The organism is Chitinophaga oryziterrae (genome assembly GCF_009758125.1).
GTDB classification, from domain to species: Bacteria; Bacteroidota; Bacteroidia; order Chitinophagales; family Chitinophagaceae; genus Chitinophaga; species Chitinophaga oryziterrae.
The window spans coordinates 113,803-126,044 of sequence record NZ_WRXO01000013.1 but is presented as its reverse complement, the minus strand read 5'-3'; the positions used below and the strand labels follow the sequence as shown (position 1 = coordinate 126,044).

The 12,242-nt window shown below is 41.4% G+C and carries 13 protein-coding genes and 1 tRNA gene; 8 read left to right on the top strand and 6 right to left on the bottom strand.

The features are described from left to right. Positions 1-28 precede the first annotated feature (28 nt). Positions 29-574 carry an RNA polymerase sigma-70 factor gene (locus tag GO495_RS30090; RefSeq protein WP_157303664.1) on the bottom strand — a complete coding sequence of 182 codons (546 nt, stop codon included), beginning with the start codon at positions 572-574 and terminating at the stop codon, positions 29-31. 152 nt (positions 575-726) lie between these two features. Next, positions 727-1,056, bottom strand: coding sequence for a hypothetical protein (locus GO495_RS30085; RefSeq protein WP_157303663.1), 330 nt, complete (start codon positions 1,054-1,056; stop codon positions 727-729). A gap of 244 nt (positions 1,057-1,300) precedes the next feature. On the opposite strand from GO495_RS30085, the gene GO495_RS30080 reads away from it, so the two are divergent. After that, positions 1,301-2,806 carry a TolB family protein gene (locus GO495_RS30080; RefSeq protein WP_157303662.1) on the top strand — a complete coding sequence of 502 codons (1,506 nt, stop codon included), beginning with the start codon at positions 1,301-1,303 and terminating at the stop codon, positions 2,804-2,806. 140 nt (positions 2,807-2,946) lie between these two features. Then, complete coding sequence (locus tag GO495_RS30075; RefSeq protein WP_157303661.1) at positions 2,947-3,873, top strand: EndoS/ChiA family endoglycosidase; 927 nt, start codon at positions 2,947-2,949, stop codon at positions 3,871-3,873. A gap of 103 nt (positions 3,874-3,976) precedes the next feature. On the opposite strand, the gene GO495_RS30070 is transcribed toward GO495_RS30075, so the two are convergent. Then, on the bottom strand, positions 3,977-4,672 hold the full coding sequence (locus tag GO495_RS30070; protein WP_157303660.1) for a hypothetical protein: 696 nt from the start codon (positions 4,670-4,672) through the stop codon (positions 3,977-3,979). A gap of 306 nt (positions 4,673-4,978) precedes the next feature. Between GO495_RS30070 and GO495_RS30065 the strand changes: the two genes are divergently transcribed. Together GO495_RS30065 and GO495_RS30060 are read left to right on the top strand one after the other, a co-directional pair. Next, entirely contained in the window at positions 4,979-5,728 is a 750-nt protein-coding gene (locus GO495_RS30065; RefSeq protein ID WP_205691356.1) for a DUF4846 domain-containing protein, read from the top strand. A 47-nt stretch (positions 5,729-5,775) separates the two neighbouring features. Then, positions 5,776-6,111: a hypothetical protein gene (locus GO495_RS30060; protein ID WP_157303658.1), complete on the top strand. Its 336-nt coding sequence runs from the start codon at positions 5,776-5,778 to the stop codon at positions 6,109-6,111. 3 nt (positions 6,112-6,114) lie between these two features. Here the strand turns inward: GO495_RS30060 and GO495_RS30055 are convergent, their stop codons facing one another. After that, positions 6,115-6,594: a group II truncated hemoglobin gene (locus tag GO495_RS30055; protein WP_157303657.1), complete on the bottom strand. Its 480-nt coding sequence runs from the start codon at positions 6,592-6,594 to the stop codon at positions 6,115-6,117. 43 nt (positions 6,595-6,637) lie between these two features. Then, positions 6,638-7,456, bottom strand: a complete 819-nt coding sequence (locus tag GO495_RS30050) for an alpha/beta fold hydrolase (protein ID WP_157303656.1) — start codon at positions 7,454-7,456, stop codon at positions 6,638-6,640. Between the two features lie 258 nt (positions 7,457-7,714). Between GO495_RS30050 and GO495_RS30045 the strand changes: the two genes are divergently transcribed. Further along, on the top strand, positions 7,715-8,752 hold the full coding sequence (locus GO495_RS30045) for a DUF6340 family protein (RefSeq protein ID WP_157303655.1): 1,038 nt from the start codon (positions 7,715-7,717) through the stop codon (positions 8,750-8,752). Positions 8,753-9,055: 303 nt separating this feature from the next. On the opposite strand, the gene GO495_RS30040 is transcribed toward GO495_RS30045, so the two are convergent. Beyond that, positions 9,056-10,156: an NADH:flavin oxidoreductase gene (locus GO495_RS30040; RefSeq protein WP_157303654.1), complete on the bottom strand. Its 1,101-nt coding sequence runs from the start codon at positions 10,154-10,156 to the stop codon at positions 9,056-9,058. A gap of 124 nt (positions 10,157-10,280) precedes the next feature. On the opposite strand from GO495_RS30040, the gene GO495_RS30035 reads away from it, so the two are divergent. The 3 genes from GO495_RS30035 to GO495_RS30025 all read left to right on the top strand — a co-directional run bounded on the left by GO495_RS30035 (position 10,281) and on the right by GO495_RS30025 (position 11,898). Continuing rightward, positions 10,281-10,364 (top strand) — tRNA-Leu (locus tag GO495_RS30035). A 101-nt stretch (positions 10,365-10,465) separates the two neighbouring features. Continuing rightward, the gene (locus GO495_RS30030) at positions 10,466-10,807 is read left to right on the top strand and encodes a hypothetical protein (protein ID WP_157303653.1); all 342 of its coding nucleotides are present in this window, start codon (positions 10,466-10,468) and stop codon (positions 10,805-10,807) included. Beyond that, positions 10,804-11,898, top strand: coding sequence for a site-specific integrase (locus GO495_RS30025; protein ID WP_157303652.1), 1,095 nt, complete (start codon positions 10,804-10,806; stop codon positions 11,896-11,898). The genes GO495_RS30030 and GO495_RS30025 overlap by 4 nt, the downstream gene beginning before the upstream one ends. The last annotated feature ends 344 nt before the right edge of the window (positions 11,899-12,242 follow it).

The window sequence follows — 12,242 nt, the reverse complement described above, 5'->3', positions numbered from 1 at the left end:
TTATAAGACTATCGGTTTTGGAAAACTCCTACAGTTTGGTAAAAAAAATAAGTAAAGCCGGCGGGAGCCATAGTTTGGCCTTCGCTACATATGCTTTCAGCATTTTCATGGCTTTCCAGGTTTGATTATTGACCGTATTAACAGAGATCCCGAGATTGTCCGCAATTTCCTGGTTACTAAGGTTGCCTGATCTGCTTAATAAAAATACCTCCCTGCATTTTGCCGGAAGGTTATCAATCGCTTTTTTCAATAGTTCCCTGTAATGGGGAATGTCATGGTTTTCCTGTTCTGTTATATCTTCTTCATCAATATCCCAATCAGATAAACTATATACCTTATTCTTTTTACTCAGATAGGTAAATGAATTGTTTCTCACTGATTTATAGAGGTAAGCACGGATGCTGAGGGATGTTATCATTTCCTGATGCCTTTCCCATATGCGTGTAAACATATCCTGTACGATATCCTCACTGGCATCTTTATCAGCAACGAAAGTAAAAGCATATTTACACAGGGGGTCATAGAATTGCAGGAACAATTGCCTGAATTGAGTATAAAGATCGTTGCGATCCACAGTAATATAAGTTAACGTTGGCAAAACACAGGTTCCGATACATCACAAGAATGCGCAAGTTAAACTTTATTTGGTAATGGGAACTATTCGCTTCTTAAAAAGCAAAAGGTGTCCGACATCGAACACCTTTTGTACAATATCGTGCAACAGCATTAACTATGAATGATGGTGACGTTGAATTCCGTAATGTGTCCGTTAACATCGTCAATATGAACTTTGTTGAATTCTTCGTGTGATGATATTACCTCTGTATATAACACCTTTGCGTATTGATCATTTGTTGTCCCACCCACACAAGTGAGATACAAAACGCCCGGCTTTTTATCTGCTTTACGCTCATTCTTTTTTAATGCGGGAGCAGCGGTACCACTCCCTACTTCTCCGATAACAGTAATTGTGTAAGGAGGTCCTGTTAATTTGCCTACCGACTTGGCATGCCAGTTCCTGGACCTTGTGTTGGATTTTACTTCAGTTTCTACCATGGAATTTATGTTTGAAGTTTAATAATATATTGAATTTAAGCTAATTAGGCAGTTCTTCAAAATATTTCATTACTTTCAAAGTATCAGGTAGTTATATATGGTAAACCAGGAACCGGGGTGTCGGCATTTGTTGCTTATATAATCCAAAAACCTGCTTTCTCCTGCGTGCTTACTACTAAATGAGATAGCATATACAATATCAGGAATCAGTCTTATCTTTAGATACCACCCAATCAAAATCGTTATGAACACCCTCAAAACGTTCACTTGCGTCCTGCTTTTAGCAGCCGGTAATCCTGCCATTTCACAAAACATAGGAGTATTTGACGGAAGTACCGATGTAGGTGTTCCATCTTCCCATAAAGGCACGACTAACTACGATGCTTCCAGCCAGGTATATGAACTATCAGGCGCTGGTAATAATATCTGGTTTGGCAGTGATGAATTTCATTATGCCTGGAAAAAGATGAAAGGCGATTTCATTTTACAGGCCCGGGGATCCTTACTGGGCAAGGGAACAGAGCTGCACAGAAAATTCGGATGGATGGTGCGTAACGGTCTGGATAGCAGTTCAGCTACCGTTGCGGCTACAGTACATGGGGATGGACTCACTTCTTTACAATATCGCAAAACGGCACATGCGGATATGGAAGAAATTCAATCGGTTGTAAAAGCGCCTGATATCATACAACTGGAACGGAAAGGGACCCGGTACATTATGTCCGTAGCGCATTTCGGGGAACCTTTTACAGTTGTACAGGTAGCTGATGTAAACCTGGAAAATGAGGTATATGCTGGTCTGTTCATTTGTTCCCACAATAAAGATGTCGTAGAAAAAGTAAAGTATAACAATGTGCGCATCATTGTACCTGCAAAAGAAAACTTTGTTCCCTACCGGGATTATATTGGCAGCCATATTGAAGTGATGGATATCAGTAACGGTCACCGGCAGATCGTATACTCCGACAAAGCATCTTTACAGGCGCCCAACTGGACAAAGGACGGTAAAAGTCTTATCTATAACAGCAAAGGCCTGTTATATCGTTTTGACTTTGAAAAAAAATCGCCTGTTGTGATCAATACCGGTGTTGTAAAGGATAATAATAATGATCACGTACTTTCTTTTGATGGAAAAATGCTGGGGCTCAGTGGCTCAGAAAGTGGTCCGCTGAATAGTTCTTTCGTATATACAGTACCCAGTACAGGCGGGATTCCCAAACAGATTACACCGCTAAGTCCTTCTTACCTGCATGGCTGGTCGCCGGATGAGAAATACCTGTTATACACCGGCAGGCGGAATAATGATTTTGACATTTACAGGATACCTGCCGGCGGAGGAAAAGAAGAACAACTCACGAATACTCCCGGTTTGGACGATGGTTCTGAATACAGTCCGGACGGGAAATACATTTACTTCAACTCTACCCGCTCCGGCACTATGCAGCTCTGGCGTATGCACGCAGATGGTAGTCAGCCCGAACAGCTCACTGCGGATGAATATAATAACTGGTTCCCGCATGTTTCGCCGGATGGGAAATGGATCGTTTTTCTTTCTTTTTCAAAGGATGTTCCACCAGATGCTCATCCCTTCTACAAACAGGTATATCTGCGGCTAATGCCCGTCAATGGCGGAAAGCCCAAAGTAATAGCTTATGTATATGGAGGGCAGGCAACTATTAACACCCCTTCCTGGTCACCAGACAGCAGGAAAATTGCATTTGTAAGCAATTCAGATGGTATTACCCCTTGAATAATCCCCTTTTTTGTTATTACTCAAACCAGATCCCAACTTTAAAAAGATATCACTTCGATATTTAAATTCCATACCTTAATAAGACTTATAAGAATATTCTATGCGGATGCGTTCATATCAGCTAAAATGAACCCGCTATGATTAAACAACTGTACTATGCATGTGTGCTCATCCCAATCATGAGCATTGTTTCCTGTCAGAAAAAAGATGCACCTCCCGTTATCAACCCGCCAGTCACGGATAGTTTACATATAAAAATACCCAAACCACCCTTTAAGGTGGCTTATTATGCTTTTGATGCAACGCCCAACCTCCTTCCGCTCACGAACTTTGCAACTGAGGCCAATGTAGTGGTACTGTTTGAAGGTACTGCCTGGGAAATGGCAGATTCTGTACATTATGGCAAGAGTGATAGTTACATACTGACTGTCAATCCCAACTATCACTCCTATAAATCGATCCTTACCCATGTAAGGACTTTACAGAAAGCAGGGGTGAAAGTGCTGATGAATGTAGATGATGCCAGTTCGTGGAATACCACTACTCCATTTACTGACTACCAGGGAAAGGGATTGAACTATCAGCAATTTGCAGCATTTGTTAAAGCCTGTATCACTGATTCACTACATCTCGATGGAATTGCCCTTGATGTTGAACATATGGCAAATACACCGGCAAACAGCAATTTCATTACACTGATAAAAGAATTGGGGAAATATTACGGGCCGCTTTCTCCGGACAGCAGCTACACAATATACACGGCGGCAATATATACCGGCGGACGGGCCGGTTACGCGATCGGGCAATCGCCGGATGTAGCAAAATATCTCAACTTTGTACAGGATATGGGTTATTTCCAGAATAATGTTACCCGGTTTAACCGCTGGTCGGATTCTATTGGCGCTGCCAAAACAATGATAGGGGTCGCCAAGGTTTATAATACACTTACAAGTGCAAAAGCAGCAGCAACGTGGCAACCTGCCGTTGGTAACAAAGCGGGTATCATGGTATTTGCAGGGAATGTAGATTCTGCGTATACAAATGCGACTTTCAGAGCTTTATAGGATCACAAACATTTTGCATCTCTCTCATTCTAAAATCCCGGTAAATATTCATCTATATAGAATACTTACCGGGATTTTATTTGCAGGGAGAAGTTCCGGGTTGTTAAAAATGCAATTTAAATTCCATGATCATACCCGGACCGCTTTTATTGTCTTTGATTTTAGTATTGGGAATAAGAGTACCATCATTAGCATAGACATTCGTTGTCTGTTGCAGGAAAGAATAGAGAAGATGCGCGCCAAAGCTTGCTCTTCCGGGTATTACCTCAAAAAAAGGCCCTACGCCCAAAATCTGGCAAAAGGCATTACCTTTTACTTTTACATACTGTTCCGGTGCGCCTGCGGCGGATGTCATGGATTTGATGTCTATGGGGCCGTAGGTAACAGCCGCCGTTGGTGCCAGGTACAGTGTTTTAGTGAGAGGTATCATGTACTGAACAAGTGGGCCTGCCAACACACTAATACCACGGGTATATACTCCGTTCGCTTTTTTATCAGTAATACTGATAGCGCCGGTGATGGTAATTCCGACAGATAACTTATCGATAATGTGGTACCCCCCTTTTATAGAAAGGTTGGCAGCTGTGCCTATATACTGACCCAGTGGAGCCACAGAACCACTTAGTCCTAATCCGCCACCTATCCAATAATCTCCTTTTCTGATTTTGAGTGTATAAGGCTTGCCCTTTTTAGTCTTTTCCGGCTTTACATCTTGCGCAGAACAGATCGTTGTTAATGACATGATGAGGAATACAGTTAACCAGGTTTTCGTTTGAGTTATTCTTGGTAAAAACTTCATAGTAAGAATTTAGATCGGTATAAAATGGTAACAAGGGACTAATTGAAAAGTTCTATTTATTGAAAAATAAAGTTTTTTTATATAACCAGGTGTATAGGTTATGAGTGATAAGCACCTGAACAGCTTCAGCCTTTTTGAAGCCCTTCTGATACTGATCACCGGCTACAGGTGAATAACTTAGTCGCTAATTTAATTAGTATTTTTGAATCCCTCTCCTATTTCCGGGAGTTTTATGGAAATTCTGTCTTTCTGCATCTCAACACCATGAAACCTGTTATATTTCTATTTTTATTGATAGGATGCTCTATGTCAGTATCCGGGCAAAGTATCGGGGAGATCCCTTTACCGGAAGGATATCAGCGGATAACTCAAAAGGCAGGTTCTTTTGGGGCCTGGCTACGGCAAATTCCGCTTAAAAAGGATAAGACGGTGTATTTGTACAACGGGACCAAAAAGTTCAACCAACTGGCTCAATATGCCGTTTTGGATGTGAGTGTCGGGGACAAGGACCTTCAACAGTGTGCAGACGCGGTAATGCGGCTGTATGCCGAATATCAGTATGCACATGCGTTATACCAGCAGATCAGTTTTAAGGCAACCGATGGAACCTCTATGGATTATGCCAGCTGGATGAAAGGGTATCGTTTCCCTGAAAAGCAAGGTAAATTAAGTAAACAGCTACAGGCTGCCCCATGCACCGGACGGGGATGTTTTGACAGTTATTTACAAACGGTGTTTTCCTATGCAGGTACATTATCTCTTTCGAAAGAACTCCAGACTGTGACGAACGTTAAAGATATAGCGCCAGGGTATGTTTTTATTAAAGGAGGATCTCCGGGGCATGCGGTGATTGTGGTGGATGTGGCTTACAAGGCAGCGACCGGTGAGAAGATATTTCTGATCGCACAGAGTTATATGCCTGCACAGAATATACATGTATTGAGAAATCCCACGTCTATGTTAAGTCCGTGGTATAGTACAGCGTTTAACAGCAATCTTTATACGCCTGAGTGGATATTCCAGCGGGATCAGCTAAAAAGGTTCAAACAGGGGTAGAATTTTCAACATTTAGGTATTAGTTTAGCATTCGAAAATGTAGCCCTATGAAAATCACGGTTGTTAAGAAGTTCGCTGAATACGTATACAGCAATTATATTGGTAATTTTTTAGGATTCGTGATCGGGATGACCTCTACACGCCTGGTGTCTCATTTCTTTACCACCCGCAGTATCTGGAATTTATGGGGACGAGCCACGCATAAGACGGTACTTGATAAGCATACTTACAGTACTTTGGAATGGAGCATCTCAATTATAATAGGGTTTATTGTATTTGAGATTGTTTCCAAGTGGCTGAAGAAGAAAATGAGCGAAATACTACCGAGATATAAGTTTACACAATGGCTTGTTAGTAAGGATGACAATACGGATATAGCGTGATTGCTATCCCTGGTAAGGTCCTTTTGTTTCTCCCCAGCCCCATTTGGGCATTGGCTCATTTTCGTTAACCGGGTTATCGTTTGTATTTGAATTGATGACGGCTATACGGCTCCCCCATTCTAAATAGCCAACAAGGGCCGAACGGAATTCGGGGTCGCTGGCCAGGCCTGTTTCATCCGCGCTTTCCAGTAGCAGGTCCATCCACCTTTTTCTTTTAGGTTCGTCCAGCATCTTACCAAGATGGTGTGTAATCATGATGGCATGACTACCTTTATCTTCTTCTGAGTACAATTTAGGGCCTCCAAAAACTTCTGCAATAAAATGGGCTACATGATTACTATGATCAGTAGACATGTTTTTGAATACGGGATATAGCAGATCATCTTTCAACACCTTCTCATAAAACAGTTTTGTTAATTTTTCGAGCGCGTCTTTACCACCGGCCCAATCGTACAGTGTGGGGATCGCTTTTCTCTCTTCCATATTTAAGGTTTTTAATCAATGGTGAAAGATACTGAATGTATCGTTATTTGAGGAAGTCGTCTATCATGGCCACTACCAGGGCAGGTATTTTGCTGTGTTTATCCGGCGCACATATTTCTCCTATGTAATCTCCATGTCCACCCGGTAAGATGGCTAATTGTGCGTGTGGCAGTGTACGTGATAACTCCATTGCATGTTCCGCACGTATTACTTCCGCATCACCGTTAATGACCAGTGCAGGAGCCTGGATCCCCTTTATGTCTTTGTCACTGATATCTTTGAAGGCTATCATCCTGTTTGCATCTCTATGAAACATGGCTTCTAACCCTTTAGGGTCCGGATTGATTTTAATATAGGCGTCTTTGAGGGGTTGGGGCATATTATCCAGGGTAGCATGTTGCATGCCCTCAAAGAAGCCAGGCGGCAGACCATCCCGTTTGTAGGTAGTGGAGGCCAGTACCAGTTTGTTTACCAGTTCCGGATGGCGGATAGCGACCTGTAATGCGGTAGTGCCGCCATTGCTGAATCCCATGATATCTGCTTTTTTGATATGGAGCTGGTTTAGCAGAGCGGCCACATCATCAGCATCCTGTTCGAAGCTGAGGGGGCGGTCTATATCCGGGGTATGACCGTGTGCCTGCAGTTCTATAGCTATTACCTGGTGCGATTTCGCAAGGTCATTCAGGATGGTGCCATAGGTAGTCATTATTGTAGAGCCTCCGCCGTGTAATAGTACCAGTGGCATACCTGTGCCGTGGATCTCATAATACAGTTTTAACCCGTTCACGGTTGCTGTTTGCTGTGCATTCATTTGCAAATGTGTTATCACCATAAAGAGGAATATTATAAGTCGTTTTTGCATGGATCAAACTTAAACGAAAATACTAAATGGCAAGGGATGTAAATGGGCCATTTATGGGGGTAATTGCGACAACGTATCTGGTCGGAGTTATCAACCTGAAATTATTTAAGCGAAAAAATAATGTATCTCCTAGTATTTTAAAAGACCTATTCAATTGATAATCATTCACTTGTTAAATAAATACTTATTATTTCAATATATAATTATATTATATAATATTTATTTCTATTTTGTGCTGATAGAAGCAAATAAAACAGCATGAGAATCTTAATTTCCATTCTTTTCGTGATAATCAGTTTTTGTTCCTGCCGCACAACTAACTTGGTTTACATAAGTGTTTTGAAGCCGGCACCGGTAACTATTCCCCCATACATTAAGAATGTTGGTGTGATTAACAGAAGTGTAGTCTCGGATGCAAATAAAGCGGTTGATGTGGTGGATAAAGTCTTTTCCATGGAAGGCGTTAATCTTGATAAAGAAGGTTCTAATGCCACTATCATAGGAGTTACAGATGAACTTTTTAAGAATAACAGGTTTACGAATGTGACTGCATTTAACAGTATTGATTTACGGACAACTGTTCCCGGGTTATACTCTGCTCCCCTGCCCTGGGAGACGATAAATCAGATATGCAGAGATAATAAAGTAGATGCGCTTTTTGTGCTGGAGCTTTTCGATACTGATTCCAAAGTAAGTTATGCAGCGGTCCCTATTACAATAAAGACGCCACTTGGCAATATACCGGGCATAGAACATCATGCTAATATGCTGACGACGGTTAAGACTGGATGGCGGATTTATGATCCGGCGAGTAAGAATATTCTTGATGAGTATTCTATAGCAAGGGATATTACATTCTCTGGTAAAGGGATTAATCCTGTAGCTGCTGCTGGTGCTATTCTCGACCGGAAGGAAGCAGTAAAAGAAGTGGGAAATAAAGCCGGGAAGGATTATGCGTTAAGGATAATTCCTTACTGGATAAGAGTATCAAGAGATTATTATGTAAAGGGAACGGATAATTTCAAGATTGCAAAACGGAAAGCGCAGACGGGCAACTGGAATGGAGCGGCAGAATTATGGCAACGTGAAACGGGTAATACCAGTATAAAAATTTCTGGCAGGGCATGTTACAATATGGCGATTATCTCTGAGATAAATGGTGATCTTGATAAAGCGATTGAATGGGCGCAGAAGTCGTATGAGAATTGTAACAATCGTTTAGCGCTTAATTATATCAGGATCCTTAAGAACAGGAAGGTGAGTGATAATGTATTAAAGGATCAGCAATCAGAATAAATAGTTTTTATATTAGTCATAGAAGGCCATGTAACATTCTAATGTATTGCTAATCAATAATAAAAGTATTGAAATAGTAATTACTACTTATAACCTACTGACATTCAGCCTATATGAGGGTATAAGCCCTATATAAGCCCACTATAAGTCCTCTGTAACTGGTATATAAGCCCACCTTATTTAGGGTGGGCTTATATACAGCTTATATAGTAGTCTATCCCCGGTTATACAGAGCTTCCAGGAGAGTTTAGGTTCTTCCTGTACTGTTTAAGACACTTATTAAACAGTAGGTCACTTCGTTTACTAAAGCAATTGAGCGAGCGCTTCTTTGGAGAATCCTTTTAATTCGGAAGTACGACCGTTCTTAATTTTCTTCACCCATTCAGGATCTGCTAATATAGGACGTCCTACAGCTACCAGATCGAAATCTCCGCGGTCGTAGCGGCGTAATAGTTCATCTAAAGAACTTGGTTCAGAGCTTTCACCGGCGAAGGCAGACAGGAAGTCACCGGACAGGCCAACTGAGCCAACTGTAATCGTAGGTTTTCCGGTTAATTTTTTGGCCCAGCCAGCGAAGTTGAGATCGGAGCCTTCGAATTCAGGTTCCCAGAAACGGCGTTGAGAGCAATGGAAGATGTCTATTCCAGCGTCAGCGAGGAGGTTGAGCCATGCCCCCATTTCTTCTGGTGTTTTAGCCATTTTATGGGTGTAGTCTAAGGGTTTCCATTGAGAGAGGCGGATGATGATTGCGAAGTCCTCTCCTACCTGTCTGCGTACTTCTTTGATTACTTCTGTAGCAAATAAGCTTCTTTCTGCTACGGTTTTCCCGTTGTATTTATCGGTACGGGCATTGGTCACTTCGTAGAAGAACTGGTCGATCAGGTATCCGTGAGCGCCATGGAGCTCCACGCAGTCGAAACCTAATCTTTTGGCATCTGCGGCGGCTTTACCGAAAGCGGCGATAACGTCGGCGATGTCTGCATCTGTCATTGCCTTACCGTTTGTTTCTCCTGGTTTGAGTATGCCGGAAGGGCCTTCAAACGGAGCTGGAGGTAACCAGCCGGTGTGATATTTCCCCATGATTCCCTGGTGCCAGATTTGCGGGCCCATACTGCCGCCGGCAGCGTGTACATCGTTTATTGTTTTTTCCCAGCCTTTTAGTGCCTGTTCACCGTAGAAATGCGGGATGTTTGGATCGTATGAAGAGGATGGACGGTCTATTACAGTACCTTCGGACAATATGAGTCCTACTTCCCCTGCTGCCCTCCGTTGGTAATAAGCGGCGACGTTATCGCCGGGGATACCATTAGGGGAGAATGATCTTGTCATTGGCGCCATTACAATCCTGTTTTTGAGGTGTAAGGATTTGAGGCTGAAAGGTTGGAATAAGCTATTTACGTTCATTGTTTTATTTCTTGTGACACAAAGATATCGGCAATTTCCGATATACCAATAATCTTTAAAAAATTATTTGTGGTTTAAGTTTTTTTTATACATTTGCAACCCGCAACTGTAGGACAGTTGCTTTGCCCAGATGGCGGAACTGGTAGACGCGCTAGACTCAAAATCTTGTATTCGCAAGGGTGTGCAGGTTCGATTCCTGTTCTGGGCACTTAATAGCTCTGTAAGTCTTTGATTTACAGAGCTTTTTTATGTGCTAATGTCGTAAAATCATGCTTTTAAACCCTTTCTACCACTATTTACGACACTCAAATGACACTCGCAATGACACTCAGTTTTGCAGGCATCCTACCGGAATACCTCCGGCACTATTCAAGGGGAATTATGCTCAAAAATGTGGCTAAAACGCCCTATTTGACACTCGGTTTGACACTCGAAATGACACTCGATTTTGGCAGTTATTTAAAAGCCGAAATGTCAGTACTGACAAGAGTTACAGACAGATTGCAAAAATTAATTTCAAGTTTCTTTTTCTCACCTTTTCACAAGAATTCCCGTTTGTTCTTAGACGTTGTTTCCACAAGCACATTTTTTATTGGCATGGCACATTCATTGAGCCTTTCTGCTGTCACCATTAAAAAAGCACTTTTATGAACATTGGAGAAAAGCTAAACAAGAAAGGAGATAAAATTCATTTCTTTTATGACCTTGGACGGGGACCAGGACAACGCCCTTCTACTGGTATCTTTATTTATGCCAGGCCCAATGGTCTGGAACAGAAAAACTTCAACAAAGAGGCGCTAAAAATCCTGGAAACAAAGAAAAGCCAGTTAACAATAGAGCAACAAGCTATAGGCACCTCCATTATTCCGGCTCATAAGTTCAAGGCGAATTTTGTGGAATATTTTGAGGAGTACATCAAATTAAATAAAAGAGAAGGAAACAGACATCTAACCTGCTGCCTTACCAAATTTAAAGAGTTCATAAAAAGTGATTTCATTTCCCCGGTTGATATAACGGAGAACTTCTGTAAGCGGTTCCGTAGGTATCTGCTTGATAAACTTACAGGTGAAACACCCGCAAACTATTATGCCCGTTTTAAATGGGTGATAAAGGCGGCATCTAGAGATAGCTATTTCAGGATAAACCCTACAGAAGATATACCAGCAGTAAGTAATCCTAGTATAACATTAAAAGAACACCTGGAAGCGGAAGAATATATAGCCTTATTAAATACACCCTGTCTTAATCAACAAGTCAAGCTGGCCTTTCTTTTTAGTTGCTATACCGGATTAAGATGGGTAGATGTAAAAAAACTGGAATGGAAGGATATTCAGGGAGGCATACTGATAACCCGTATTATCCAGAAGAAAACGGGGAAGCCAGTAACTTTGACTCTTCACCCCATTGGATTGGCCATCCTGGAAGAAATTAAAAGGCTATCGCTGGGTAAGGTCGGGGCGAGCAGCAAAGCTTTTTATCTACCCACTGCGAACGGATCAAATAAAGTTCTTGATGGATGGGTTAAACATGCAAAAATCCTTAAACGTATTACATGGTCTTGCGCCCGTTTAAGTTTTTCAATCTTATTAAAAGATCAGAATGTGGATGATGTAACCATCGCTTATCTTATGGGCCATACTACAACAAGACAGGTGCAGCAGACATATAAAAGGCATAAACCTAAAGATCAATCTGCGGCCATTAGTCATTTGCCGTATTCTGATATAACTTCATTTGTGTAAGTCCTATATAAACAACGGCTATTCAAAAAGGGAATAGCCGTTGTTTTATAAGCCACTTTCAGAGAAATATAAAATAATGGATATCATTACATTAACTGAATACTCCACATGATAAACTAACCTCGTGTACGCAGAACGATAATTTCTTATAATAACTATTTAAAGGCTTTCTCGGAAATTCTCTATCTTTATTCAAGTTATATGCTTAAGTCACAACCCAAGTATATAACTTTCGGGACTTTATCGCTTTCTTCTGCTTTGACTCATTATATTGTATGAACAAGAGCGGTAAATAATTATCTTTATTTTTGAGTAATCTCTAGTTTAGTTTTTTCACTTTTTTC